Source organism: Pseudomonas sp. NCIMB 10586 (assembly GCF_023127895.1).
Lineage (GTDB): Bacteria > Pseudomonadota > Gammaproteobacteria > Pseudomonadales > Pseudomonadaceae > Aquipseudomonas > Aquipseudomonas synxantha_A.
On the sequence record NZ_SPKQ01000042.1, the window covers coordinates 440 to 27,439 of the forward strand.

Here is a 27,000-nt window from a genome sequence, read left to right on the forward strand (position 1 = left end):
ACACCATGCAAACTGTCATCGCAGCTACATCTACGAGCCGGACAGCTTCTGCCCGTTGGCACTGCTGGAAGGCTATGGCCCAAAGGGCACCACGCCCTACCACTACCAACTCGACCACCTTGGCACACCGCAAGAACTGACCGACACCGAAGGCGAAATCGTCTGGTCCGCCCACTACCGCGCCTACGGCCAGATCGCCCGGCTCGACGTAGGCAAAATCGACAACCCGCTGCGCTTCCAAGGTCAGTATTTCGATCCGGAAAGCGGCCTGCACTACAACCGCCATCGCTACTACAATCCGGATGTTGGTCGTTACCTGACGCCGGATCCGGTGAAGTTGGCGGGTGGGATCAATGGTTACCAGTATGTGCCCAATCCTACTGGGTGGATTGATCCATTAGGTTTAGCTTGTGCGCCTTCAGACTGTCCTAATCCAAGCACGGGAAACAGCTGGAAACTTAACCCAGATGTCGATCTGGACTGGAGAAAACAAGCCGGCGACAGCTACCAACAAATGCATAATGGTTTGGATGAGGCTTTTCGCAGAACGGGTATACCCAAGACCGAGTACAGCGTATCGAAATGGAGCAAAGACCAATATGGAAAATCATTTCCAACGGAATGGCGGGTACAAACGGGTCCCAATAGGGGAGCTGAAGTGAATATTGACGATCCAGTACTCGTGCCAAGTAAGGAAGGCCCGAAATCCCCTCATATTGGCTATCAAACGCCTGGAAAGAGAGGTGAGGGAGGAGCAAAAAGAGGCCATATCCTGCTTCAACTCGTTCCCGTCAGCCGGTCAAGAATAGGTGTCCCCTGATGAGCTATTTGGAAGACGAAATAGACGCAGCCTTTAATACCTTGAACATCGGCGCTGGAAAGCTTGACTCAAGCGAACTCAACTTATTGATAAACGCCCTGACGAGAAAATTCTTCAAATCGCAAAGCAATGTGCTTGATCCCATCGAGCTGAACGAAAAAAGCACGGAGCACAACCCTGACTTTTGGAAGGAAATACCGTATCGCATCAGCGAGAGGGATCTAATTCTGGTGGTATTTGACTCAGCATATACCGCCTGGAAAATTGATAACTCTCGAGTTCTAGCATCTGTTTTAGGCGAAACCACCGGCTATCCATTTTGGATAACCGATAGCGAAATAACGTTTTTGGTGCATATGGATGATCATAACTGCGTCATTTGGGCATGAGGATCACTCCGCCAAACTGTTCTCTATAACCCTAATAGCCAGCCTTGATTCGCTACCCCGCCCGTGCGCACCTAAACTCTGTCCAAGTTGTTCCAACGGACAGAGGACTCACCACCATGGGCAAACGTCACCCCAATCTCCCCGCCTGGCAATGGCGTCATTACCCACAAAACCATCAGCACCCGACCAACCTGGCGTTGCACCTGATTGCCGTGCCGCTGTTTATCGTCGGTTTCCTGCTGATCGTTTCAGGGGTGTTCAGCCTGAGCCTGGCCAGCTTGGCTATCGGTGTGGTCGGCATCGTGGCGGGCCTGGCGTTGCAGCGTCACGGCCACAGCCTGGAAGCCCAGGCCAGTGAGCCGTTCAGCGACCGTAAAGATGCGGTGCAACGCCTTGTTGTCGAGCAGTTCGTGACCTTCCCGCGCTTTGTGTTGAGCGGTGGCTGGTGGCGTGCCTGGCGGCAACGTCACCACCACTGAAGGGGCTTAGGCGAACACCACCACGGTCTGGCGGCTGAGGGCGATCAACTCGCCGGTCGGGCTCCACAGCGCAGCGGCCGCATGGCCGTAGCCGTCGCGGGCATGTTCGATGTTGACGTGGTATTGGCACCAATCGAGGGTGGTCAGGTCTTGCAGCGGCTGGATGAACTCGATGGTCCAGGTCAGGGTGCTGCCTGGCGCAGGCTTTTTCAGGTGTGGCAGCAGGGCCGGCGGCCAGGCGTCGACCAGGGCGAGGATATGCGCCTCGGTCAGTGGCTCTTCTTTCACATCCCCGCGCAACCGTACCCAACCGCCCATGTCGCGGGATTTGTTACCGGTGAACGGCAGGCCGCCGACACTCCAGCGCATCGCCAGATGGCGCATGAATTCAGGGGTGACGCCCTTGATGTAGGGCAACTCCTGACATTCATCCCAATGTTTGAATACCGGCGGAGCTTCGCTCGCCACGTCAATTTCCGATGCTCGAGACGCGCCAAAGCTGGCCTGGACCAGGGTCGCCACTTCGCCGTTCTGCAACACGCGGCCGAGCAACTGGCTGACGGCCTTGCCTTCGCGCAACACTTCGACTTGATAACTGGCGGGCACATCCGGCGCGACCGGGCCGACAAAGGTGATGGCCAGGGAGCGCAAGGGGCGATCCGCCGGCACCTGCGCGCGCAGGGCCTCATATTGCAGGGCGGCGACCAGGCCGCCAAAGGTGGCTCGGCCCTGAGCCCATTCGGCAGGAATGGTGACGTCCAACGGGTTGCTTCGGGCAGCGTCGAGCAAATCACTAAAGCGCATGGCGACCTCACATCAAGAAAATCGATGGGGAATCTTAACCATCGAGACGGACCGGCACACCGCCCATTCCGGCCAAAAGCCGGACCGCGTTAAAAACAATCGGCGCTGAGTTTGTCCAGCACACGGTCAGCCTGCCCTTGAGCCTTGAGCATGGTGCGCTGCCAGATGGCAACGCAGGGTTGCAGATCCGCCTGCTGCCCGGCCTGGGCCAGCCACTGCCAGCAGTCATGCCAGTCGCCCAGGGCGCTTTGGGCTTTCTTCAATCGCGACATGGCGTTGGGGGATAGCTTGTCCAGTTCGGGGTAAGCCTCGGCGGCGTAACGCACGCGCTTGATCAGCAACCGCAGGCGGTGGCGATCATGCTCGGGATCCTTCAGGGCTTCATCGAGTTTCTGCCATTGCTTGGCCAGGCGTTTCTCGATGCGCGGGCGCAGGCCTTTGAGCAGTTTCTGGTGCTGGGAGGCGCGAATAAAGCGTGGGAATGCATCCAGAATCAGTAACAGGTGCGCCAGTTCCGGGCTTTGCGCCACATGACGATAGGCCTCGGGTTGCAGGCGCAGGCGCCGATCAGCCGCCTCGTGATAACCGTGCTGATGCAGATACGCCGCCAGGACCTCGCGGTCACGCAGCGGCGTCGTCAATTGGCCAACCGTACTGGCGGCCAATTCAAGCTGTTCCACACCGGGCAGCCCGCGCAAAGGCCGCAACAAGCTGCGCAAGCGCCGCACGGTGGTGCGCAAATCATGCAGGGCTTCATCGTCAGTGACGGCGGCGAGGCGAGCCTGGCAGCTCAGTAACCCTACTTCCAGGCCTATGACCTGGGCGACTAACTGATTGACCAACGCTGACATCCTGCCCTCACTTTCCAATGAATAATCCTACTCGCCGCTACAGGTCAACGCCCGGCGCGAGACTCACGAATATAGAACCGCGCCTTCTGGGCTTTGTTGGAGCACCCTTCAAACGCTTCAAACTGCTGCTGGGTCTTGGCGCCAGTCAATAGCGACAGAGCCTTGGAGTAGCTCACGGTGCCAGCAAAACCTTCAGCCTTGGCCAGATCGAGTTCTTTCCAGGCGGCATCCAATTGGGAACCGCAGCTGTCGCGGTAGGCCGTCTTGCCGGCACAGCCGGCCAAGGCCAGCACGATCACAGGCACACACATCCAGGCTTTCATTGATGACACCTCAAAATAAGCAAAATCATTCGTAGCCTGTAGACGTTGCCCACAGGGAAAAGTGCCTTGTCCCTAGCCTGAAATCGGTCGTACCTATTGCCAGAGCATACCCGAGCGCAAAGGTTATCCTCTAAAAATAACCGAAGATTGAAGCCGCCCCCCGGATGGGTGCATTGTGGGCACCTGTTTTGCGAAGGACTGGGACATGAAAAAACGTGTTGCCTTAGTGCTGGGCTCCGGGGGAGCCAGGGGCTACGCCCATATCGGGGTGATCGAAGAAATCGAACGACGCGGCTATGACATCGCCTGTATCGCCGGCTGTTCGATGGGCGCGGTGGTCGGCGGTATCTATGCCGCAGGCAAGCTGGACGAATATCGAAACTGGATCGAAAGCCTGGACTACCTCGACGTATTGCGCCTGGTAGATGTGAGCTTTCGCCTGGGTGCGATTCGTGGCGAAAAAGTTTTCGGGCAGATTCGCAAAATCGTCGGCGAGATCAATATCGAAGAGCTGCGCATCCCCTACACCGCTGTGGCCACCGACCTTACCAACCAACAGGAAATCTGGTTTCAGGAAGGCTGCCTGCACCAGGCCATGCGCGCATCGGCGGCGATCCCAAGCCTGTTCACCCCGGTGATGCAAGGCAACCGGATGCTGGTGGACGGCGGGCTGCTCAACCCGCTACCCATTGTGCCGGTGGTGTCGAGCCACTGTGACTTGATCATCGCGGTCAACCTCAACGCCACCAACCAGAAGCACTATCAGTTGCCGGTGATCCAGCGCCCGCCGGCGTTCAAAAGCCGCTTCAACAGCCTGGCCAAGTCACTCGGATCGCACCTGCCATTTCGCCGCAAACAGGCCGAGCAGTTGATGAAGCTCGAACAGGAAGCCTTGCAGGCCCAGGCAGCAGAGATCAACCCGTGGCTGGAGTCGGCTGAACCCGAATCCCAGCAACCCGCTGCCGCGCCGGAAAAAGCCGGCGCACCGAAGTCGGCGACCGGCTCGTTCATCATCGATAACGTCGGGCCTGCGTCGCTGCTGGACCTGATCAACCAGAGTTTCGAGGTGATGCAAACCTCATTGGCGCAGTACAAGATCGCAGGCTACCCGCCAGATGTGCTGATCAACGTGCCGAAGCGAGTGTGCCGGTTCTTCGAGTTCTACAAGGCGCCGGAGCTGATCGCCTTGGGGCGGGAGATCGCCAGTGATACGTTGGATCGGTATGAGAGTGAGCAGAGTTGAGCGCGTGGGTGTTGCTGATGGCCTCATCGCGGGCAAGCCCCACATTTTAATCTGTGAATACACTCAAAATGTGGGAGGGGGCTTGCTCCCTCCCACAAAAACTCAAGCATTCAGCAGCCGATACCCCACCCCCGCCTCGGTCACGATAAACCGTGGCTGCGTCGGGTCATCCGCGAGTTTCTGGCGCAGGTGCCCCACCACGATACGCAGGTAATGGCTGTCTTCGGTGTGAGTCGGGCCCCAGATGTCCTTGAGCAATTGCTGCTGGGTAATCACCCGCCCCGGATGCCGGGCCAGTTGCGCCAGCACTGCATACTCCTTGCGGGTCAACGCCACTTCGGCACCGTCCAGCAGCACGCGGCGATAAGCCAGGTCCACCGTCAGCGGGCCGAAATTCAAGGCGGCTTCCTGGGCCTCTCCCGCCGGTGCCTGACGCAACAACGCACGCACCCGAGCGAGGAATTCCTGGATGCCGAAGGGCTTAGTCACGTAGTCATTGGCGCCACCGTCAAGAGCCTCGACTTTCTGGCCTTCACTGGCCCGCACCGACAGCACCAGCACCGGTACCGTCGACCACTCGCGAAACTCGCGCAGCACCTGCTGGCCGTCCATGTCGGGCAGCCCCAGGTCGAGCACCAGCAGGTCCGGTTTGTTCAGGGCCGCTTGCGCCAGGCCTTCGTTGCCGGTGCCGGCCTCGATCACCTTATAGCCCTGGGAGGCCAGGCTGATGCGCAGGAATTTGCGGATCTGCGGTTCGTCATCTATGACGAGAATCGTCGCGGTCTGGCTCATGGTGTCCGTCAAAATTCGTTAAAGAATCACCCCATTCAGGAGCCATTCAAAGGTCAGTGTCCAAGCCAGGTTGAGATTGTAGCGGCAGAAACAACGTGATGCAGGTACCCCGCCCATCAATGCCATCGGCCACGCTGATATGCCCACCATGCGCACCGACCATGCCCTGGCAGATCGCCAGGCCAAGGCCGGTGCCCTGCCCGCCCCGATCACCGCGGGCAGCGGTATAGAACATGTCGAAAATCTTCGCACGCTCCTCCTCGGGAATCCCCGGCCCTTCATCCGCCACGGCAAAAAACAACTGCTCATCCTGCACGCCAGCGCGCAACTGCAAGCGACCCTGGGGCGGCGAAAATCGGGCGGCGTTTTCCAGCACATTGACCAACGCCTGTTCGATCAACGCCGCATGCACATACAACAAGGGCAGTTCCGACGGCACCTCGGTGCTCACTTGCAATGGCGCCAGCACCGCGCGCAAACGCCCGAGGGCACTGCCGACGATATCACCGGGCGACACCCAATCGCGCGCCAGTTTCAGCGCGCCGTGGCCCAGCCGCGTCATGTCCAGCAGGTTCTGGATATAGCGGTCCAGGCGCTCGGCCTCATCACGGGTGCCTTCAAGCAATTCGCGACGATCCTCCATGGGAATGGCTTCGCCGAGGGCCAGCAGGCTATCGATACTGCCGCGCATGGAGGTCAACGGCGTGCGCAAATCGTGGGACACCGACGCCAGCAAGGCGCTGCGCAGTTGTTCGGTTTCACCGTGCAGACGCGCCGACTCCAACTCTTGCCCCAACTGCGCCCGCGCCAGCGCCTGGGCCAGTGGCTGGCTCAAGGCAGTGAGCAAACGTCGGCGTTGCCCGCTCAACTCCAGGCCCGGTTTGGCGCTGACACCGAGCAAGCCCAGCGGCCCCTCTTCACCCGACAACGGCCACCACCACCAACGTCCGAACGGCAAGGTGCCGGTGCCCATACCGGCAGGCTGATCATGCTGCCAGGCCCAATCGGCGGCAGCGCGTTCGGCTTCGGTGAGGGTCAGCGGGCCACCGGTCTCGACCGTCCAGCCGCCCTGACCGTCGCGATTGACCAGACACAAGTCAAGATCGCGCCAGCCTTGCAGATGGTGGGCGGCGGCGCTGATCACGGCTTGGCGATCGGTGGCCGCCGTGAGCTTGCGCGACAGGTCGAGCAGCTCGCTGGTTTCTTCCTGGGTATCGCGCAACGCCTGCAGCTGGCGGCGCTGGCGCGCGGCGAGGTTGCCGGTCAGGGCTGCCATCAGCAGGAAGAACAGCAGGGTCAGCACATCCTCTTCGCGCTGAATGGCGAAAGAAAAGTTCGGCGGGATAAACAGAAAATCGTAGGTCATGAACGACAGCGCCGCGCACACCAGCGACGGCCCCAGGCTGCTGCGCACCGCCACCAGCAATACGGCAGCGAGAAACACCAGCGAGATATTCGGCAGCGGCAACACACTGGACACGGCCCAAGCCACGGCCGCAGCAACCACCGTGGCAACCACCGCCAAAGCGTAATCGAACCACACTAACCCGCGCACATCCGGCAAGCGTGGCGCCGCCGGAATGTCATCGCTGTCGAGGACATTGATTTCCAGGCCACGGGCATTGCGCAACAGCCGCGCCGCCAAGCCACCACCGAACAAGCGCCGGCGCCAGCGCATCCGCGACTGCCCCACCAGCAACAAGCTGGCACGGCGTTCGGCGGCGTGCTGGATCAGGGTCTTGGCGACCTCCCCGGCCCGCAGTAACACCACTTCGCCGCCCAACCGCTCCGCCAGTTGCTGGGCGTTCTGCAGACGCAGGCGCGATTGCTCATCCCGCGCTCGGCCGTTGTCGACGTGCACCAGGCTCCAAGGCAAATGCCGACGCTGGGCCACGCGACTGGCATGACGCACCAGGCGTTCGGCTTGCGCATCGCCATCCACGCCCACCAGCAAACGCCCACGTACCGCCGGCGCGGCCTGTCCGAGTTGGCGATAGCCCTGGGCCAGATCATCGTCGACGTGGGCGGCGGCGGTTTGCATCGCCAGTTCGCGCAGGGCCATTAGGTTGGTCTGGGTGAAAAACGCATCGATAGCCGCACGCGCCTGTTCGGGCACATACACCTTGCCGTCACGCAGGCGTTCGAGCAGTTCGCGCGATGGCAGGTCGATCAGCAACAGTTCGTCGGCCTCTTGCAGCACCCAGTCCGGCAGGGTTTCGCGCACTTGCACGCCGGTGATGCCACGCACCTGATCATTGAGGCTTTCCAGGTGCTGGACGTTGACCGTAGTGAACACGTTGATGCCGGCGGCGAGCAGTTCCTGAATGTCTTGCCAGCGCTTTTCATGACGGCTGCCGGGGGCGTTGCTGTGGGCCAGTTCATCTACCAGCACCAGCTTGGGCTTGGCGGCGAGCAGGCCGTCGAGGTCCATTTCTTCGAGCATCACGCCGCGGTATTCGCTGCGCAACAGCGGTTGTTGCGGCAGGCCGCTGAGCAAGGCTTCGGTCTCGGTGCGGCCGTGGGTTTCGACCACCCCGGCAATCAGCCGTACGCCCTGACGCAGTTGGGTGTGGGCCGCCTGGAGCATGGCGTAGGTCTTGCCCACGCCAGGCGCGGCGCCGAGGAAGACCTTGAGCCGGCCACGGCCAGCCCGGGGCAGATCGGCTAACAGGGCATCGGCGCGGCCGGAGTCGCTCATACGGGTTCCTTCAGGTATTTATAGAGAGTCTTCAAGGCCGCCATCGCGGGCAAGCCCGGCTCTCACAGTGGAATGCATTCCAAATGTGGGAGCCGGGCTTGCCCGCGATGGCGATCGCCTTGCTTACAACACTTCCAAAGCCATATTCAACGCCAGGACATTCACCACCGGCGGCCCTACCAACGGGCTTTCGATGTGCTCATCCAGCAACCGCTGCAAGGTCGCCACCGGCACATTGCGCGCTGCCGCCACTCGCGCCAGTTGATAGGCAATCGCCTGCGGTGGCAAGTGTGGATCAAGGCCGCTGCCGGAGGTCGTCAGCGAGGCCAGTGGCACCGGGCCCTGGCCAGGCACTGATTGTTTGCCGGCTTCCTCGACTATGCGGGTCGCCAAGGCCGGATTGCTGGGGCCCAGGTTACTGGCACTGCTGGACACCGTCGCAAAGGCTCCTGCTGACGGGCGTGGATGAAACCAGCGGTCGCCGGTAAAGTCCTGGGCGATCAGGCTGGAGCCGCGCACCTTGCCGCTGGCGTCGTGCACCAGGCTGCCATTGGCCTGATCGGGGAAGGCCACTTGCGCCACGCCCGTGACCACCAGCGGGTAGGCGACGCCGGTGATCAGGGTCATGAGTACCAGCAGACTCAGGGCGGGGCGGATGATGTTTGTCATAGTCAAATCCTCAATAAATCAGACAGGTCAAACCAGGTGCAGCGCCGTCAGCAGCATGTCGATGGCTTTGATACCCACGAACGGCACCAAGAGCCCGCCCAGGCCGTAAATCAGCAGGTTGCGCCGCAGCAAGGCCGCCGCACTCGCCGCTTGCACCCGTACACCGCGCAGCGCCAGGGGAATCAGCACCACGATAATCAAGGCGTTAAACACAATGGCCGAGAGGATCGCGCTCTGCGGGCTCTGCAAGTGCATGATGTTGAGCACGCCCAGTTGCGGGTAGATCGAGGCGAACAGCGCCGGCAGGATTGCGAAGTACTTGGCCACGTCGTTGGCGATGGAAAAGGTCGTCAACGCGCCACGGGTTACCAGCAATTCCTTGCCGATCTGCACCACGTCCAGCAGCTTGGTCGGGTCGCTGTCGAGGTCGACCATGTTGGCCGCTTCGCGCGCGGCCTGGGTGCCGTCGTTCATGGCCATGCCGACGTCAGCCTGGGCCAGCGCCGGGGCGTCGTTGGCGCCGTCGCCGCACATGGCAACAAGGCGACCATCGTTTTGTTCATGGCGAATACGCGCGAGTTTCTTCTCTGGCGTGGCTTCGGCCAGCACGTCATCCACCCCGGCTTCAGCGGCAATCGCGGCGGCGGTCAGGGGGTTGTCGCCAGTGACCATCACGGTGCGAATCCCCAACTTGCGCAACTCGGCAAACCGCTCGCGGATGCCGGGCTTGACCACGTCCTTGAGATGGATCGCACCGAGCAATTTGCCATCGGCGCAGACCAGCAATGGGGTGCCGCCGCTTTGGGCGATCTTGTCGATTTCCCGCGACAGCGCAGGTAAAAGCTCGCTGCGTTGCTGGCCGATAAACGCCAGCAGCGAATCCACGGCGCCTTTGCGGAACACGCGGCCCTGATAGTCGACACCCGACAATCGGGTCTCGGCGCTGAAGGGTACGGCGGTCAATTCATCCAGGGTTGGCTCGGCCTGCGGGTGCAAGGCACGCAGGTATTCAACGATGGATTTGCCTTCCGCCGTGTCATCGGCCAGGGATGCCAGCAGCGCACCTTCAGCCAATTCCCGACCACTGACGCCAGGCGCCGCGACCACGGCCGAGCAACGACGGTTACCAAAAGTAATGGTGCCGGTCTTGTCCAGCAGCAACACATGCACGTCCCCCGCCGCTTCCACGGCGCGACCGGACTTGGCGATCACATTGAGACGCACCAGGCGATCCATGCCGGCAATCCCGATGGCCGAAAGCAAGCCACCAATGGTGGTGGGAATCAGCGTCACCAGCAGTGCGACCAGGAACACCAGAGGCAGGCTGCCATTGGCAAAATGCGCGAACGGCTGCAAGGTCACCACTACCAGCAGGAAGATCAGGGTCAGGCCGATCAGCAGGATATCCAGCGCGACTTCGTTGGGGGTTTTCTGGCGTTTGGCGCCTTCCACCAACGCAATCATGCGATCCAGCGTGGACTCACCCGGGTTGGCGGTGATGCGAATCAGCAGCCAGTCCGACACCAGCCGTGTGTTGCCGGTAACGGCTGAGCGGTCACCGCCGGACTCGCGGATGACCGGGGCGGATTCGCCGGTGATCGCCGCTTCGTTGACCGCCGCAATACCTTCGACGACCTCGCCGTCACCGGGGATCATTTCCCCCGCGGCAACACGTACCACATCGCCCTTGCGCAGGCTGGTGGCCGGCACCACCTTGAAGCTGCCATCGGCCTCCTGGCGCCGGGCGCTCAAACCTTCGCTGCCGGCCTTGAGGCTGTCTGCGCGGGCCTTGCCGCGGCCTTCGGCGAGGGCTTCGGCGAAGTTGGCGAACAGCACGGTGAACCACAGCCACACGGCGATTTGCACCGCAACAAAGGTGGGCACGGTGGTATCGGGCACAAAGCACAATACGGTGGTGAGGATGGCGGTCAGTTCGACCACCAGCATCACCGGCGAGCGTTGCAGTTGGCGTGGGTCGAGCTTGACGAAAGCCTGGACCAGCGCCGGGCGCCAGAGCGCCGAGATGGCGGTTTTGGCAGGCTCCTGGGTTTTGACCGGGGCCGCGTTTTTTGCAGGCATATTCATTTTCATGTCCCTTTAGAAGCCCATGCTCAGATGTTCAGCGATAGGCCCAAGCGCCAGCGTCGGCAGGAAAGTCAGGCCGCCCACCAGCAAAATGGTCACGGTCAACAAGGTCACGAACAGCGGGCCATGGGTGGGGAAGCTGTTCTGGCCAATCGGTGCGGCCTTCTTCATCGCCAGGCTGCCGGCCAGAGCCAGCACCGGGAGGATGTAGCCAAAGCGGCCGATCAACATGCCCAGGCCGAGCATCAGGTTATGGAACGCGGTGTTGGCACCGAGGCCGGCAAACGCCGAACCGTTGTTGGCACTGGCCGAGGTGTAGGCGTAAAGCAACTGACTGAAGCCGTGGGGGCCAGGGTTACTGATCGCGCCCGCCGGGCCCGGCAGGCTGGCGGCGATGGCACTCAACACCAGCACGCCGACCGGCATGACCAGCAGGGTCACCACCAGCAATTGCACTTCCTTGGCCTGGAGTTTCTTGCCCAGATATTCCGGCGTGCGGCCGATCATCAGGCCGGCGAGGAACACCGCGATCAGTACGTTAAGCAGCATGCCGTACATGCCAGCACCGACGCCGCCAAAGATCACTTCGCCAACCATCATGTTGACCAATGCCACCATCCCACTCAGCGGGCTGAGGCTGTCCTGCATACCGTTGACCGAGCCGTTGGATGCCGCGGTAGTGGTCACCGACCACAGCACGGTGCCGGTGGTACCGAAGCGTGTTTCCTTGCCCTCCAGCGGTGCGGTTTGCTCCACGGCCGGGTTGTTCAAGGTCGGATTGGGCTGGTATTCGGACCACAGCGACGTCGCGCCGCCGATCAGGAACAGCGCCAGCATACACGCGAGGATCGCCCGGCTCTGACGCAGGTCTTTGACGTAGTGGCCGAAGGTAAATACCAACGCCACCGGGATCAGAATGATCGAGGCCACTTCGAACAGGTTGGCCCAGGCTGTCGGGTCTTCGAACGGATGCGCCGAGTTCACCCCGAAGAAGCCGCCGCCATTGGTGCCCAGTTGCTTGATCGCAATCTGGCTGGCCGCCGGGCCCAAGGGAATCACTTGGTCCACGCCCTGCAGCGTGACGGCGTCAACATAGTGGGCGAAGGTTTGCGGCACGCCCTGCCACACCAGGAACAGTGCGAGCACCAGGCACAACGGCAGCAGGCCGTAGAGGGTGGCGCGCGTCATGTCGACCCAGAAGTTGCCCAAGGTCTGGGCAGATTTGCGCCCGATCCCACGGCACAAGGCAACCAGGACGGCGAGACCGGTCGCCGCACTGACGAAGTTCTGCACAGTGAGGCCGGCCATCTGGCTGAGATAACTTAGGGACGCCTCACCGCTGTAGTTCTGCCAGTTGGTATTGGTCATGAAACTGACGGCGGTGTTGAACGCCAGGGTCCATTCCTGGCCCGGCAACTTCTGCGGGTTCAGTGGGAGGGAGCCCTGGAATAACAGGATCGAGAACAACAACAAGAAGCCCGCCAGGTTGAACGCGAGCAAGGCCAGCATGTATTTCTGCCAGCTCTGTTCCTGCTGCGCGTCCACGCCCGAAAGGCGATAACAGGCCTTTTCGACAGGCCCCAACACCGGCGTCAACCACGTGCGCTGGCCTTCCATCACCTTGTAGTAGAACCGCCCCAAAAACGGTGCCGGCACCAGTACCACGGCAAAAAAGGCGATGATCAGCCAATAGTCATAACTGTGCATAGCCCGCTCCTAGTTCCGATCCGCGCGTAACAGCGCAACCAGCAGATAAATGAACAGCGCCACGGCCAATAGCAGTGACACTCCGTCCAGAACGCTCATGGAAATTTCCCCGTCTTGCGGCGATTGCCGCGTGTGGGGCAATTGTCGGCAGGAGTGGTGTAAAGGAACGAGAGCGAGGTGTTGGGTGGGGCGTAAAGATGGCGTAAAGAGTGGGTTTATGCCGGGTTTACAGGAGATTCGCAGTGGCAGGGAGGGCCTCATCGCGGGCAAGCCCGGCTCCCACAGTGGAATGCATTCCAAATGTGGGAGCCGGGCTTGCCCGCGATGGCGGCATGTCAGACACCACCGCCCTTATCTGGTGCGCGCCAAGCCACATTCAAACGCCAAACCGTCCCGCAGGCGACACCAGCACTGCTTTGCGACAGGGTTTCGTAGCCTGGCATAACCACTGCAACACCCTGAATCATTCCAAACGATTCAGGGAGTACCCCACAATGAACATACAACTCAAACCCACCTTGGGAACCCTGCATCTCTGGGGCATCGCCGTGGGGCTGGTGATTTCCGGCGAGTACTTTGGCTGGAGCTACGGCTGGGGCGTGGCCGGCACCTTAGGCTTTCTGGTCACTTCGTTGATGGTCGCCGCGATGTACACCTGCTTCATCTTCAGTTTTACCGAGCTGACTACCGCCATTCCCCATGCCGGAGGCCCCTTTGCCTACAGCCGTCGCGCCTTTGGTGAAAAAGGCGGCTTGATTGCCGGGCTGGCTACCTTGATCGAATTCGTCTTCGCCCCGCCCGCAATTGCCCTGGCCATCGGCGCCTACCTGAACGTGCAATTCCCGGCACTTGATCCCAAGCACGCCGCCGTCGGCGCTTATATCGTGTTCATGGGCCTGAACATCCTCGGGGTCAAACTTGCCGCGACCTTTGAGCTGGTGGTGTGCGTACTCGCCGTCGCCGAACTGCTGGTGTTCATGGGCGTGGTCGCCCCGGCGTTCAGCTTCAGCAACTTCGCCCTCAACGGCTGGGCCGGTTCCGACACCTTCGGCGCGCCGGCGATTGCCGGGATGTTTGCCGCTATTCCCTTCGCCATCTGGTTCTTCCTCGCCATCGAAGGTGCCGCCATGGCCGCCGAAGAAGCCAAGGACCCCAAACGCACGATTCCAAAAGCCTACATCAGCGGCATCCTCACCCTGGTGTTCCTGGCCATGGGCGTAATGTTCTTCGCCGGTGGCGTAGGCGACTGGCGCACCTTGTCGAACATCAACGACCCACTGCCCCAGGCGATGAAAACCGTAGTCGGCGAAAGCTCCGGCTGGTTGCACATGCTGGTGTGGATTGGCCTGTTTGGGTTGGTGGCGAGCTTCCACGGCATCATCCTCGGCTACTCGCGCCAGTTCTTCGCCCTGGCCCGCGCCGGTTACCTGCCGCCCTTCCTGGCCAAACTGTCGCGTTTTCAGACACCCCATCGAGCAATTATTGCCGGCGGCCTGGTCGGCATCGCGGCCATCTACAGCGACGGCCTGATCAACCTGGGCGGCATGACCCTGACCGCCGCCATGATCACCATGGCGGTGTTCGGTGCCATCGTCATGTACATCATGAGCATGCTCAGCCTGTTCAAACTGCGTAAGACCGAGCCCCTGCTGGAACGCACCTTTCGCGCACCGGGCTACCCCATCGTGCCGGGTATTGCACTGGTACTGGCAGTGGTGTGCCTGGTGGCGATGGCCTGGTTCAACGCCCTGATCGGGCTGATCTTCCTGGGCTTTATGCTGGCAGGCTTCATCTATTTCCAACTGACCGCGCAAGACCGCGCCGACGCCCCGACAGATGCGATGTTGACGGGACTATAGAGCGCCCGCGAGGCAGAACGGGCCTACACTGAACTACTCAGAAAGCCCGTGACTCAAAGCAGTCATTACCGTGGGAAACTTTCCCACGGACATCTGCCTCAAGGAGAGCCTTATGCCGTGGTATGCGTGGTTGATTATGGTAGTCGCAATCGGGTCGATCGTCGGAGGGCTGATGATGCTGCGCGACAGCGCCAACAAAGTCGAACTCACCGACGAACAACGTAAACGCGTGGCCGAGCGCAATGCGCAGGCGGATGCCAAGGATGCGCAGGATCGCTGAACCTTGAGTTACTCCCAATCCGCCTTGGCGATATGCAAACCGTGCTGCCCCTTGTAGGCAGCACGTTCCGGCTGGCTCCAGCCATTGAGCAACTCATCCTCCAACCGGTAGATCTCCACCCCCAACGGACGACACACCGTCAGCGGATCCTGCGCATCCGGCCCCCACATCGGTAGCGATAAATCCCCGCCAGGGCACGTCGACAACGCACACAGCAAATCAATCTCGGCAAAAAACTCCAGGTAATCACCCTTCTGCGCCGGACAGGCTTTCATAAAGTACATGTCATCGTGATTGAGGCCCGTGCACTGGAAAATATTCAACACGTCATGCACGTCGAATTCCGTCAGCCCATGGGGCAATACCGCACGGGTCAGGTTCGAGTGGCAATGGTGATGAAAGTCCTCCCCAGTCAGCATCCGGTTCACATAGGGATCGCAGCGCGTACCGAGCAAATCGTGCAAGCGTCCGCCGTATTCATCGATGCCGTAACTGGCGAGGCTGTCGTCGGTGATGGTCACCAGTGGCCGTAGAAAAGGCAGGTTCGACCACAAGCGATCATGGGTGCTGACATGGGCACCCTGAAGCTGCCGAGTGCGCGCAGCCCACAAACGCTCGCGCGGGTCATTGGCGTTCCATACGTTGAAGTCCCCCACCTGCGGGCCCACCGGCGTGGTCACACGGAACACATGCCCGGCCGGCACTTTCCATGCCCTGCCCGTACGGATAGGTACCTCGAACTGTTCGATCAACGTGCGCTGGGTTTTCTGATCACGAATGCGCTCATAGAACGCCGTATCCACCTGCAATGCTGAGCCTTTGCTGACTTGGTACGCGGCCGGATAGTCTTTGTACATGGGGCAATCCTCCATCAAGGGTGATCAAACAAGGCCAGGGAAAGATGTTCCGAATCATCCAGGTACAGGCTCATCGCCTCGCTGGCGGCCTGGGTTTGGTTGCGGGTTAACAGCGTGTATATCTCATGGTCGCGCTCCAGCCAGGGTAACTGGAAACTCTGCTCATCCGGCGCGGCGCAAAACACCAGGCGCAGCTGGGCGATCACCTGGGCAAAAAACTCGTCGAACAGTGGGCTGTCCATCAACGCGACGATCTGTTGGTGGAAAACAAGACTGTGGGTAGCCACCGCTCGCCAATCTTCGCGCTCCCGGGCCAGGGTGGTGGCGTCGATAGCGTTTTGCATGCGGCCTGATTGAGTGTCCGTCAGCGGGCCGCTTTGGGCTATGGCCTGCAGTTCCAGGGTGCGGCGGACTACGAAGAGGTCACGTACTTCTGCCCGCTGCAGGCGCCGAACCATTACGCCCTTATTGCGGACATAGCGGGTAAGCCCTTCTTGGCCCAAGCGATGCAACGCCTCACGGATAGTATTGCGCGAGGCGTTGTAGCCCTTGACTAAGTCGGCCTCGACGAGCGACACACCCGGCAGCAGCCGCCCGCCGATAATGTCGGCGCGTAATTCCAGGACGATTTGGTCGGCTAAAGACAAGCTGGACGTCATGTACACCTCAAGATTGTTGAACAATCGTTGAGTTGGATGTAATCACGTTTCATGCCAACGCGGCCTGAGAGTAAATAGACGCAGCTTTGATAAAGGAAAGGCCGGTCAATGACCGGCCTTCTGGGGCTAGCTTCGCATCTTCAATTAATAACCAATCTGTCGCGATTCTTCTCCAGCAGTGCTTTACCGATGCCTTTTACTTCCAGTAGCTCATCCACCGCCGTGAACGGACCGTTGCTTTCGCGATACGCAACGATTGCCTTCGCCTTGGAAGCGCCGATACCGAACAGGTCGCGGCGCAGGGTTTCGGCATCGGCGGCGTTGAGGTTGACCTTGGTGGATTGCTCGATCTTGGTCATTTGGGTGGAGATCGGGGCGGGGGCTTCCGGCTTGATGGAAGGCGCAGCGATGGTGGCGACGGAGAGGGAGGTGAGGAAGGCGAAGACGAGGGACGAGATGTAGAGGTTTTGCATTGGTGACGCTCCATGACATGAGTGAGGTAAAGCAGCTTTTCCGAAGCTGCTTCTCTAACTTAGGCGAATGTTGGAGGGTGTCAAAAATCGGTGAGTAACAGAGTATGAATGATGCCTAACTCATGACCCAATGATAAAGTTGCGCCTGATAATGAGACTCTAACCAAGGACTGCGCGGTGAAAAAGCAATATTTGAACCTGATCGGATTGGCGCTTTTCATCCTGTCGATGGTCTCGATTTTCTCGTTTTATCCAGGTGCGATGACATGGGACAGCATGGACCAGCTCAGACAAGCGAGAGCCGGGGAATACAGCGATTGGCAACCGCCCACAATGGCTTACGTATGGAGTTGGTTGCTGCCCCTTACAAATGGTCCGGGAGGAATGTTCCTATTGCAGTGCGGCCTGCTATGGGCAACCGTGCTAATTTTATATAAAACGTGTATTAGAGAGGGATACTCCTATGGCATGCTTTTCTTGCTGATACCCATTGCTCCCTGGATCTTAAACTTCGAATTTACCCTCTGGAAAGATGTGGCCATGGCCTACTCCTGGGGCCTGGCTACTGCGATCTGCTTATATTATAAAGACCACCAAAAATTCCCCAAGACTGCTGCGCTCCTTGTCTCAGCATTATTTATATACGGTGCGTTAGTGCGAACCAACTCTTTAAGCGCCGGGATCTTTTTACTGCCATTCCTGATCAACTCTATTTTAAAAGTTCACACCATCAAGAGCACAATATTTTTTATCTTCATCAGCAGCGCGATAATCGGCCTGGCGCATTTATGCGTCACCCCTTTGATTGGGGCAAAAAAAGCCAACTCAGTTAGTTATGTGATGTTCGATGACATCGTTGCACTCAAAGTCAGAGGTGTGGAAGTGCCTGTAAGCTTTTTGAGCCCGGACGACATGAATGCCATCAAACAGTGTGAGTATCTGAATGTTCATGAAGTAGGCGCCGCCTTTTGTCTGAGCAATGAAAAATTCACCACCATAACCCAAGCTCATTATCAGGAACTCAAAGACGCGTGGATCCAGTATGTGCCGCGAAATATTCTGGAGTATGGAGCATTCCGGTTGAATGCTTTTTTAAACTTCATACGCTCGCCCTCCCTCCCTCCATATTACCCTACTGAATTCCGTGTCATGAATCAGCCGTATGAGCCCAATGCAGGGATCAGGTCGGTCTCGCCGGTAGAAAAATATATCGCTGATTACGTTACAACCTCGATAATAATACTTCCCGAACTGTTCAAACCTTATAGCTGGCTTATCATATCCATATTATTGATTGGCGCATTTCAACTCAGCCGACACTGCAGGGCACATTCACTTTGGCTTTTACCCCTGTCAGGGCTGTCCTACACGACAAGCTATCTACTCATCACACCGGCCAACGACCTGCGATACGCCTACTGGATGATTTTTATAACTACTCTTTCAATCGTTCTGTTCATAAATATCCACTTTAAAAAACCGGCCACATCCGGTTGAGTCGAAAGCTGCGCTCCCTCCCCTCCGCCCCCATTTTTTCCGTAAACGAGCGCTCGCCCGAGTCTGAAGCTCTCTTTACGTACCGATCATGAGGGTTTCAGTACGAACGCGGATCCGGTAGGGTCGCTACAGGCTAGCGACTCGACCTCAAACCGCATCAAGGCCGATTGCCTGCATGTAGGACAGATACCATCATCATATGATTTAATTACACGTCACTACTTGGACCGACAGTCGGCATTCGGTCGTGTTCCCAGGACGAATGCCGATAACTCTGCCTGAGCCAAAAAACCAAAATGGGTAGTTGTTGATGCAAAATTATGAAATTCACGGTATCGGCATTGTTAATATTGGTAAAAACTGTTCGATTGGCAATAACGTAAAGTTCATCTTCAAGAGTAACAGAACGCTAACCCTGGGTGACTATGTCATCCTGGGAGATGGTGTAAAAGTCATCATTGAAGACGGCGATGTATTAATTGATGATTGGAGCACCCTGCACTCGGACTGCCTTGTATTAAGTACGAAGGGCGTATCAATAGGACAACACTGCTGGTTTGGCCAAAACTGTGTGATTGACGGCACAGGCGGCCTGACGATCGGCAATGGTGTTAGAGTTGGTATGTATTCGCAGATTTGGACGCACATAGCCGCAGGTGAACAGATTGAAGGCTGCCTCTTCTACTCCGCCGACCCGGTAGTCATCCAGGACAATGCCTGGTTGGTGGGCTCATGCACTGTCGGCTCTGGTGTCACGATTGGTAAGAGAACCGTGTGCCTCAGCGGCTCGAACATTATCAAGTCGGTGCCAGAAAACGTTACGGTTGCTGGCGCCCCCGCCAAAGTCAAAGAAAGTATCAACGCTTACGCGCACAAGTCGCTGGATGAGAAGTTTGAAATGCTTTGCAGTTGGATCAAGGACTTCTGTGATGCATCCAACCATGCTTTCGCGTTCAAAAATGAAGACAACGATAAGCTGACAATTCACTCAACCGGCGACTTGAACGACCAAATCATTATGTTCAAGTACACTGAAAGCTACAGCGCTGCGGTCAATCAAGAAATCAAATCCAAAGCCTGCATCGAAAGCAAAACCTACACCAAAGGATTTACACTTTCCGAAGAAAGGGTAATGCGCTACCTGTCCGGCAACAAAGCACGGTTTCTAAGGGGTTAACTAAAACTGGCGTGCTTATCACCATGCGGTGATAAGCACCGGTTTCACGTCGACACAGGCTATCGAGCCAACCACATAAACGCTACATCCCGATTCGACCTCATCAGGCGAACTGCTCATATGAAAGAGCCATCGCATATCGACCTGTTAACGAGGATTGTAACTACCGAAACATGACTTAAACAACACCGTCAAGACAGACAGATTACCCCTCACACTGCTAATTTTTGTCGGTACTTCACCTTTAGGGTATCGCCGCACGGTAGGCAGTTCAACACAACGATATCCCAACCTTGGGGCCCGACATGACAGGTAAGCGAGTAATTCATACGTCATAAAGACATCACGGAACACAGCCAACTTGGGATCCAGTAGCATTTTCCGGCTATACGCCCGAAAGCCCTGAGTCGTGTCTGTCCACTTGAACCCGGAGAACTGGCTCAACATCGGAGCATGGATAAAGCGAATGGCGAAGTCTCTTGATTTGGGGGTATTTTCAGCCACGCCCCCTGCAACGAATCGCGAAGCTTGTACAAAATCAGCGCCCTGCTCCAGCGCTGCTATAAAGCGCGGAATGGCTTCTGGATCATCTTTATCATTACCATCGATGGTAACGATGCCCTCATAACCCTGATCGAGCGCAAAGGAGTAAGCGCAACGAAGCTGTGCACTAAGTTTTCCTACGGCCGTCTTGACCAGTAGCCCCCGTACGCCAAGCGGCTCCAAATCCTGCAACTCCAGCGAACCATCCGTGGTGCCGCCATCAACAATGATGATGTCAGCAATATTCTCGACGTGAAGTGCGGACATCCTCGCGAGCAAATTTTTAATTCGTTCACCTTCGTTAATGACAGGGATTACGACGCACGAGGAGTGTTGGCGCCCAAGCCAGAGTGGGGTGTCATACGCGGGTACTTGCCATGTTGCGCGGACAACAGCAATATCCGAAAGGATCATTTGGATTTCCATCAAGTCACGCGAGCTGTGATCAGCCCGACGCCGGCGATTATCAGTACGATCCCGACCGCTGTGGTCCAGTGGAAGGATTCACGAAAAAAAACAACCGAAAACACAGCAACGGTCGCAATCGCTCCAGCCGTCAGGACCGGGTGGGCAACATTCATCGGGAGACGCGCCAATGCTGCTGCATAAAGAACAAACGCCCCACCATACAAACCAAGCCCTAGCCAAAATGGCCAGTTACTCAACGCGGTCATGGGATCGCTGGGGGATGGAAACTTACGTGGTGGAATCATGGACATCTTCACCAACACGCTTGCGGACGCATTGCAAAGAATACCAAGAATGAGAATGAGCCATTTCATACTCATACACTGACCCCACGGTAACGAAGAGTGGCTACCTGGATAGCGCGTTTAATCGACGCTAAATGTGGCTCGTTCCCGGTTGCTACCATTTCTATGGAAACGAGATGAGCCGGCAGGTAGCGCCCCAGCGCGGCGGCCATTGCCACGTGGTCAGTATGGCCATCGCCCAAAGGTAAAAGATTGGGCTCGCTGGCATGCACATGCCCGATCAATTGAGCACAATCTCCCAGGACCTCCAGCGGATCTTCCCGGTTAATCGCGAGTGCGCCTGTGTCAAACTGCATACGGATAGAAGGATGCGCGACAGCACGAACCACCCTGGCAGTCTCAACATTCGTGGTCATAAAATTCGCGCCGTAACACGCGGGGTTGGGCTCCAGACAGAGCGTCACGCCGTACGCCTGAGCGAGATCGCCCAACTCGCGAAAAAAGGGAATCGCAATGTCCAGCGCCTCTTGATCATCCAGTCCAGCGCGATCCCGATTTCTCGGTGAGCCAAAAACTAGTCGCGTCCCGCCCAAGCCGGCACCGATCCGACATATTGCGGCCAAGTGTGTAAGCAGATCAGCCCGACTTTGCGCGGAACCAAAGATATTCAGTCCCGCCGTACCAAACAACAACGCCTGCATACCGGTGATTTCGACTCCTCGCTCAGCCCACCAAGCTTTGACTTGAGCGATATCCTCACCTGTCGCTTTGGTAGGTTCAGGAAAATACTTGCCAGGGGCAATATCTATCGCGTCTACAGCAAACTGCCGAAGCAAGGCAGCGACGGCTTCATCCTCGCAAATGTCCCATGCAATGTTGGATATAGCCAACCTCATGTCTTCGACCCTATGTCAGGTTTAATCGTGCGGGACTCAGACTGCGCGTATGCTCTGACCGCCAGCATAGTTTCGCGAACACTATTTTGATAGAAACCAGCAGCATCGAATATGTGAGCGTATTTGGTACGCAGGTCATACGACGCAGGCGAGTGGCTCAAGGTATGGGAAAAAGGCCGACCAAAACCTTGCAGCGAAATCTGCTCCACACTGACGGGTGCCGCCGTCAGGTGGATCAACTTGAGCTTGGCATCAAGCGCTGTTTGGATGTCATGCCAGAGGTTGACCATGGGGTAAAATTGGAACACGCCCCGGCTATCCACTGCGTGAAGATTGTGGTCATTCAAAAAATCAAAAATAACATTCTTACGTAGCCCCGGGCCCACGAGTCCCGGCAAACGCACAACAAGACAACTCGAAAAATGTTTCTCAACAAACACTTCCAATATCCGACGATGCAAACCGTAAGCGTGCAAACCTGATTCGTCTACAGGAGCATCCTCATCGACCCCTATAGGATGCTTGAAAACATCTACCGTACTGATCAAAATAAAGGTCTTGCATTCTATGGTTTTAAGATGATCAATCAATGTCTCAATCTTCTTGAGGTCATCTTCAGGCTCCCGGTTAGCAAGCCATTTTTGCGCGGGAGCAGCCGCACACACGACGCTATCAAATGACTGATGATCGATGTCACCGATATTCGTTGAGCGGTACAACGACGCGAAGGCAGTTTGCTTGAGGAGTGTGCCCCCTACATATCCAGAATATCCAATCAGCGCGTTACGCATCCGTACCTCCAGACATCGACGTGGCTCGATCGCTATCGGTGAAAAAACTCTCAGCATCCAGCTTTTCAAGCACGTCATAAATATTGTCGATTTTACCACCCAGCACTGAGTAGGCGCCTGGCAAACCAGTGTGTTTCTCAAATAGAATCGGCCTTCCGTCGTCGCCTTCATTCTTCAGTAAAACGGTTTTAACCTCAAATAATGAGTCAATATGTTTGGCCTTTAACGCCTCAGGAATATAGCGACCTACGTCCCTGAGCATCTTATCAACGCGCGTGGCACGATCGTATTGGCCAAGTTTCTGATAAGGATCGAGCCCTTGCCGATCATTCCAATGAAGGTGCGGTGTATAGCGCACATGAGACAACGTATGGAGCCCGCGTGCGGGAAACGGCATCATCGAGAAGAACGGACCATCCATCACTGTGACGCCCACATTCTCAAGTGCAGGCGGCATCTGGAGCAGGGCCATTTCTGTAATCTCTTGCTTTAGGCCTAAACCGACGCCTGGAAAGTCTCCGCCAAATTGGTTTAGTCCGCTATACGTACAGTTGAATACATAGCGACAGGCGATGACTTGCTGCCCTCCCTGCACAGGGTCAGCTACCACCGCCAGCGGTGCCAGCCGCCCTTTTGAAATAGCCACAACGCGGGTTTGATAATGAACCTGCACGCCACACTCTTTAAGTTCCCGCGAAGCCCACGTGGAAAGTTGCGAGGTGTCAAATGCGCACTCATTGACCCAATATACCTGCTCAATTAATCGAGGTTCAAACAACGCACGTAAAGAAGGCTCAGCCGGCTTGATGCCTGCGCCGATCTCCCGGCAAAATCGCTCAAACTGTTTAGCCGTAACTTTTGAGTTGCGTCGGGCAATAGCATAGAGCTTGGTGAAGTCTTGCTTTATGGCGAGCGGCCAGTCCCGAACAAATTTCGGCAGGTTTACTCGACTGCGATAGGCAGTGGTGAAACTGCGCGGGTAATGGTAGCCGTTATGGACACGCGCCTGGTTGTTATAAGACGCACGCATCAATAACGCCGACTCGCGCTCAATTAATAGAATACGCTTGAATCCACGTTGCCTGGCCAGATAAATAGCGATAGCGGCGCCGTAGAACCCCCCCCCGATGACTATCGCATCGTGGCATATGTCGCCTTGGTTTAGCCCCGACATCAGGCACGGTCACTGGTCGGAATTACCTTATCCGCCGACTCTGACACCCACTCCTCAACATTCAATTTTTCACAACGGGTCATCCGCGCACTGGTGAACTCTTGCCCAACATGATAAAGAGGCCCCTCGTTCGACAGGCTTGCCATGTTTAGAATGTATTCACCCAATACCAACAACACCAGAGAGATGAGAAAGAACATACCAGATTGTTGCAACGAGAGACTGATCCAACCTGGGGCAACATCGCTTTTTAAAATGCCTACGGCAATGACGTAAATGCAGTACAGCAGGTTTGCAATGGCCCCAAACAACGAGAGAGACGTGACCAATCGCATTGGAGCGCGTGTAGTCGAGATCAGCAAGCGCATGCCACGATCAATGCTTTCACCCAGGCGTTTACGCTGCGAGGTTTGCGGGGTAGAACTGTAATTCAAATATGCTTTGGCAAAACCACCCGTTGCAGGTAAGTGCCTATAGGTCATTACAGGCTGCGGATGCTGAAGAATGAAATTGATTACTCGCTTGCTCAAAATGCGATACTGCGGCGCCTCCCTGGCCAGATGCACGCCGTTAAATCGGTTGTAAAGGCTATGAAAAACAAAATTAGCCGCTCGGTACATTGGCCCCTGCGCGGGCTTCATGGCGTTATTAGCAAATACAACATCGGCGCCGCTCAGCGCTTGATCAAGCATAGTCGGGATAAAGGCTACATCATCGGCTAATGGGTCAATTACAACGACGAAATCTCCCAGCGCATTTTCCAGGCCAACCCAAAATGCGGTGTCCGTATCCACTTCCTTGGTAAGTGCATACACCTGCAGATTTGCGAGTCCGTTTTCAGCCGTGAGTCCTTTCAATACCGACACGCTGTCATCGTCGGAGGCATTATCCACCACAATCAATTCATAATCCGCGACAGTATCAGCAATGATAAGCGCTGCATCAGCGAGAATTCTCGCCACACTGCCCGACTGATTTCGTGCCACGAACACGACAGACAAAAAACAGGGGAAATAATCCATGCCTAACTCTCAAAAAACTAATGCCGAAGCCGAGATCTAAAGGGGCCACTAATCGCCCCCCCCACCAACGTGTCCGAAATGGCCACATACCATGACCATCACTTTCGGTCTGGACCCAATCACCTCAGCTCACTTGAGCTTCATTCTACGCTGCTGGTGAACCCAATCGACGATGTCGCCATCCGGCGCATAACCGCTTACGGTCTCGCGTAGCAATTGGCGTACCTTAGGGTAGTCATGCACTTCTATCGCGGACAGCAGATCTCTGAGCACCCCTTTCAGTACATCCCATTCGAGATAGTCTTCAGAAGCACTCATAATCATTGGATGCTGGGTGGGGGCAACGTTATCGCCGATCAACAACTCTTCATAGAGTTTCTCGCCTGGCCGAAGTCCACTGAACTCAATAGAAATATCGCCGTGCGGGTTTTTCTCGGAACGAACACTCAGCCCAGAAAGATTGATCATTTTTTCAGCCAACTCCACGATCTTGACCGGCTCGCCCATATCCAGAACGAACACGTCGCCGCCCAAGCCCATCGATCCTGCCTGAATGACAAGTTGTGCAGCTTCGGGAATGGTCATGAAGTATCGGGTAATTTTCGGATGCGTCACTGTCAGGGGGCCACCTGACTTGATCTGTTTGTGAAAAAGCGGAATGACTGAGCCTGAGGAACCCAATACATTACCAAAACGTACCATCGTGAAGCGCGTTTTGTTAGCCGTGCCTACAGCGGTTAAATCACCGTGCAATTGCGGATTTTCTTCACGACTAAGCGCTTGCAGTATCAGTTCGGCCAACCGCTTTGTACTGCCCATCACATTAGTAGGACGCACCGCTTTGTCCGTTGAAATGAGTACGAAATTTTGGACTTCGGCCTTGAGTGCCGCCTGCGCCGCACTCAAAGTACCCATCACATTGTTAAGTATGCCTTCAGCGATATTGTGCTCGACCATCGGCACATGTTTATAGGCCGCAGCGTGATAGACAGTATTTACGCACCAAGACTTCATGAGGCTGGACAGCTGACCTTCGTTGCGCACAGACCCTAAAATCGGAAGTAACAACACAGACAGCGACTCACGGGAGACGCGCTGCTCCAACTCGGAAAGAATACTGTATAAGTTGAACTCGCTGTGTTCAAACAACAGCAGTGTAGAAGGACGCAGCGACAGTATCTGCCGGCACAACTCAGACCCTATCGAGCCGCCTGCGCCAGTCACGAGCACTACTTGGCCTTTGATACAATGTTCGAGCAATTCCCCTTGGGCCGGAACCGCGTCACGTCCCAGCAAGTCGGCAATATCCACCTCTTGGATATCGTCGACCTTAACCCGTCCGCTGGCGAGATCCATAAATCCCGGAACACTACGAACATGCAACGGAAAGCCCTCCAGAAACCCCAGGATTTCCCGGCGACGGCCTCTGTTGGATGACGGGATTGCCAAGAGAATTTCCTGGGCGCCCGTTGCATCAATCATCCTTTGGATGTGTTTGGACTTATAAACCTGCAAGCCAGAAATAACACGATCGGAAATGCTGACATCGTCATCAATAAAGGCGACAGGCCGCATCACACGCCCCATCCGTAATGCCGCAACCAACTGATTCCCTGCGGCGCCTGCACCATAAATCGCAACCCGTGGCAGGCCATTGTCGCGACTGGTGAATGGCACATGCTGAGCAGCAGAGAACCAGTCGCCCAAGAAGAACTGCCGCATGGCGAGTCTCAACCCCCCGACCATTATCAGGCTCAACCACCAGTAATTGAAGATAATAGAGCGAGGCACGACATTTTGGTGGTTGCTGTACCAGTACACAACGACACCCAATATCAGCGCTGACAGGCTCACGGCTTTGATGATAGCTATCAGCGCGTCATTGCCAAAGTAACGCATAACCGCTCTGTACATGCCAAAACGTATATAGAGCGGTACAGCCACAATCGGCGCACACAGAAAAAGCCAGGTATGGGCAACCAAGGGGTTAACAAAATCCTCTACACCCAATCGTACAATGAACGACAGCCAGAGCGCAGCCCACACAAGTAATACATCTACAGAAACTTGAATAAGCCGTTTTTGCCGCCGTGGCAGATCAACTAAAAATGCACGAACCCTATCCATACCTACCTCTAAAGCACCGCATTGTTCAAAAAAACAGTCGCTCGATATTTCAAATACGCTCCATCCTATCGA

Annotated in this window: 27 protein-coding genes; 8 read left to right on the forward strand and 19 right to left on the reverse strand. The window is 56.8% G+C overall.

Annotation, left to right across the window (positions count from 1 at the left end; all coding sequences use genetic code 11):
* The 3 genes from E4P01_RS15255 to E4P01_RS15265 form a co-directional block, all read left to right on the forward strand.
* On the forward strand, positions 1-820 hold an 820-nt coding region (locus tag E4P01_RS15255), incomplete at its 5' end, for a polymorphic toxin type 47 domain-containing protein (RefSeq protein WP_248130089.1).
* Positions 820-1,209 carry a hypothetical protein gene (locus E4P01_RS15260; protein WP_032877153.1) on the forward strand — a complete coding sequence of 130 codons (390 nt, stop codon included), beginning with the start codon at positions 820-822 and terminating at the stop codon, positions 1,207-1,209. The genes E4P01_RS15255 and E4P01_RS15260, both read left to right, overlap by 1 nt.
* A gap of 116 nt (positions 1,210-1,325) precedes the next feature.
* The gene (locus E4P01_RS15265; RefSeq protein ID WP_005786360.1) at positions 1,326-1,688 is read left to right on the forward strand and encodes an Mpo1-like protein; all 363 of its coding nucleotides are present in this window, start codon (positions 1,326-1,328) and stop codon (positions 1,686-1,688) included.
* 6 nt (positions 1,689-1,694) lie between these two features.
* Here E4P01_RS15265 and E4P01_RS15270 read toward each other — a convergent pair whose 3' ends face one another.
* The 3 genes from E4P01_RS15270 to E4P01_RS15280 form a co-directional block, all read right to left on the reverse strand.
* Positions 1,695-2,492: a thioesterase family protein gene (locus tag E4P01_RS15270; RefSeq protein ID WP_032877154.1), complete on the reverse strand. Its 798-nt coding sequence runs from the start codon at positions 2,490-2,492 to the stop codon at positions 1,695-1,697.
* A gap of 89 nt (positions 2,493-2,581) precedes the next feature.
* The gene (locus tag E4P01_RS15275; RefSeq protein ID WP_005786356.1) at positions 2,582-3,343 is read right to left on the reverse strand and encodes a CHAD domain-containing protein; all 762 of its coding nucleotides are present in this window, start codon (positions 3,341-3,343) and stop codon (positions 2,582-2,584) included.
* Positions 3,344-3,387: 44 nt separating this feature from the next.
* Positions 3,388-3,666: a hypothetical protein gene (locus E4P01_RS15280; protein WP_005786355.1), complete on the reverse strand. Its 279-nt coding sequence runs from the start codon at positions 3,664-3,666 to the stop codon at positions 3,388-3,390.
* A gap of 205 nt (positions 3,667-3,871) precedes the next feature.
* Between E4P01_RS15280 and E4P01_RS15285 the strand changes: the two genes are divergently transcribed.
* Positions 3,872-4,909 (forward strand): patatin-like phospholipase family protein, encoded by a 1,038-nt coding sequence (locus E4P01_RS15285; RefSeq protein ID WP_216090938.1) that lies wholly within the window; start codon positions 3,872-3,874, stop codon positions 4,907-4,909.
* 102 nt (positions 4,910-5,011) lie between these two features.
* Here E4P01_RS15285 and E4P01_RS15290 read toward each other — a convergent pair whose 3' ends face one another.
* The 6 genes from E4P01_RS15290 to kdpF form a co-directional block, all read right to left on the reverse strand.
* The gene (locus E4P01_RS15290; RefSeq protein WP_078820683.1) at positions 5,012-5,701 is read right to left on the reverse strand and encodes a response regulator; all 690 of its coding nucleotides are present in this window, start codon (positions 5,699-5,701) and stop codon (positions 5,012-5,014) included.
* A gap of 46 nt (positions 5,702-5,747) precedes the next feature.
* On the reverse strand, positions 5,748-8,399 hold the full coding sequence (locus tag E4P01_RS15295) for a sensor histidine kinase KdpD (RefSeq protein ID WP_216090937.1): 2,652 nt from the start codon (positions 8,397-8,399) through the stop codon (positions 5,748-5,750).
* Between the two features lie 123 nt (positions 8,400-8,522).
* Complete coding sequence (kdpC, locus tag E4P01_RS15300) at positions 8,523-9,068, reverse strand: potassium-transporting ATPase subunit KdpC (RefSeq protein WP_216090936.1); 546 nt, start codon at positions 9,066-9,068, stop codon at positions 8,523-8,525.
* Positions 9,069-9,095: 27 nt separating this feature from the next.
* The gene (gene kdpB / locus E4P01_RS15305; RefSeq protein ID WP_216090935.1) at positions 9,096-11,153 is read right to left on the reverse strand and encodes a potassium-transporting ATPase subunit KdpB; all 2,058 of its coding nucleotides are present in this window, start codon (positions 11,151-11,153) and stop codon (positions 9,096-9,098) included.
* A 12-nt stretch (positions 11,154-11,165) separates the two neighbouring features.
* Positions 11,166-12,860 carry a potassium-transporting ATPase subunit KdpA gene (kdpA, locus tag E4P01_RS15310; protein WP_216090934.1) on the reverse strand — a complete coding sequence of 565 codons (1,695 nt, stop codon included), beginning with the start codon at positions 12,858-12,860 and terminating at the stop codon, positions 11,166-11,168.
* A 9-nt stretch (positions 12,861-12,869) separates the two neighbouring features.
* Positions 12,870-12,959, reverse strand: coding sequence for a K(+)-transporting ATPase subunit F (gene kdpF, locus E4P01_RS15315; RefSeq protein ID WP_003218754.1), 90 nt, complete (start codon positions 12,957-12,959; stop codon positions 12,870-12,872).
* A 395-nt stretch (positions 12,960-13,354) separates the two neighbouring features.
* Between kdpF and eat the strand changes: the two genes are divergently transcribed.
* Positions 13,355-14,719 (forward strand): ethanolamine permease, encoded by a 1,365-nt coding sequence (eat, locus tag E4P01_RS15320; RefSeq protein ID WP_216090933.1) that lies wholly within the window; start codon positions 13,355-13,357, stop codon positions 14,717-14,719.
* Positions 14,720-14,831: 112 nt separating this feature from the next.
* Complete coding sequence (locus tag E4P01_RS15325; protein WP_003172675.1) at positions 14,832-14,999, forward strand: DUF2897 family protein; 168 nt, start codon at positions 14,832-14,834, stop codon at positions 14,997-14,999.
* 8 nt (positions 15,000-15,007) lie between these two features.
* Here E4P01_RS15325 and E4P01_RS15330 read toward each other — a convergent pair whose 3' ends face one another.
* The 3 genes from E4P01_RS15330 to E4P01_RS15340 all read right to left on the reverse strand — a co-directional run bounded on the left by E4P01_RS15330 (position 15,008) and on the right by E4P01_RS15340 (position 16,988).
* A complete protein-coding gene (locus tag E4P01_RS15330; RefSeq protein WP_032877162.1) occupies positions 15,008-15,856 on the reverse strand; it encodes a DUF1989 domain-containing protein in 849 nt (282 codons plus the stop codon).
* Positions 15,857-15,870: 14 nt separating this feature from the next.
* The gene (locus E4P01_RS15335; RefSeq protein ID WP_216090932.1) at positions 15,871-16,515 is read right to left on the reverse strand and encodes a GntR family transcriptional regulator; all 645 of its coding nucleotides are present in this window, start codon (positions 16,513-16,515) and stop codon (positions 15,871-15,873) included.
* Between the two features lie 140 nt (positions 16,516-16,655).
* Positions 16,656-16,988 (reverse strand): ComEA family DNA-binding protein, encoded by a 333-nt coding sequence (locus E4P01_RS15340; protein WP_148852309.1) that lies wholly within the window; start codon positions 16,986-16,988, stop codon positions 16,656-16,658.
* A gap of 177 nt (positions 16,989-17,165) precedes the next feature.
* On the opposite strand from E4P01_RS15340, the gene E4P01_RS15345 reads away from it, so the two are divergent.
* Both E4P01_RS15345 and E4P01_RS15350 read left to right on the forward strand, forming a co-directional pair.
* A complete protein-coding gene (locus E4P01_RS15345) occupies positions 17,166-18,485 on the forward strand; it encodes a hypothetical protein (protein WP_216090931.1) in 1,320 nt (439 codons plus the stop codon).
* A 310-nt stretch (positions 18,486-18,795) separates the two neighbouring features.
* A complete protein-coding gene (locus tag E4P01_RS15350; RefSeq protein ID WP_216090930.1) occupies positions 18,796-19,662 on the forward strand; it encodes an acyltransferase in 867 nt (288 codons plus the stop codon).
* A 147-nt stretch (positions 19,663-19,809) separates the two neighbouring features.
* On the opposite strand, the gene E4P01_RS15355 is transcribed toward E4P01_RS15350, so the two are convergent.
* From E4P01_RS15355 to E4P01_RS15385, 7 genes are all read right to left on the reverse strand, one after another.
* On the reverse strand, positions 19,810-20,619 hold the full coding sequence (locus E4P01_RS15355; protein ID WP_148852312.1) for a glycosyltransferase family 2 protein: 810 nt from the start codon (positions 20,617-20,619) through the stop codon (positions 19,810-19,812).
* Between the two features lie 11 nt (positions 20,620-20,630).
* Entirely contained in the window at positions 20,631-20,993 is a 363-nt protein-coding gene (locus tag E4P01_RS15360) for an SMR family transporter (RefSeq protein WP_241092111.1), read from the reverse strand.
* Positions 20,990-21,814, reverse strand: coding sequence for a sugar phosphate isomerase/epimerase family protein (locus E4P01_RS15365; protein WP_148852313.1), 825 nt, complete (start codon positions 21,812-21,814; stop codon positions 20,990-20,992). The genes E4P01_RS15360 and E4P01_RS15365 overlap by 4 nt, the downstream gene beginning before the upstream one ends.
* Positions 21,811-22,605 (reverse strand): NAD(P)-dependent oxidoreductase, encoded by a 795-nt coding sequence (locus tag E4P01_RS15370; protein ID WP_148852314.1) that lies wholly within the window; start codon positions 22,603-22,605, stop codon positions 21,811-21,813. Before E4P01_RS15370 ends, E4P01_RS15365 begins: the two co-directional genes overlap by 4 nt.
* Positions 22,598-23,779 (reverse strand): FAD-dependent oxidoreductase, encoded by a 1,182-nt coding sequence (locus tag E4P01_RS15375; RefSeq protein ID WP_148852315.1) that lies wholly within the window; start codon positions 23,777-23,779, stop codon positions 22,598-22,600. The genes E4P01_RS15370 and E4P01_RS15375 overlap by 8 nt, the downstream gene beginning before the upstream one ends.
* On the reverse strand, positions 23,779-24,801 hold the full coding sequence (locus E4P01_RS15380) for a glycosyltransferase (protein WP_148852316.1): 1,023 nt from the start codon (positions 24,799-24,801) through the stop codon (positions 23,779-23,781). The genes E4P01_RS15375 and E4P01_RS15380 overlap by 1 nt, the downstream gene beginning before the upstream one ends.
* A gap of 129 nt (positions 24,802-24,930) precedes the next feature.
* Positions 24,931-26,928, reverse strand: coding sequence for a nucleoside-diphosphate sugar epimerase/dehydratase (locus tag E4P01_RS15385; protein WP_122733236.1), 1,998 nt, complete (start codon positions 26,926-26,928; stop codon positions 24,931-24,933).
* Positions 26,929-27,000 lie beyond the last annotated feature (72 nt).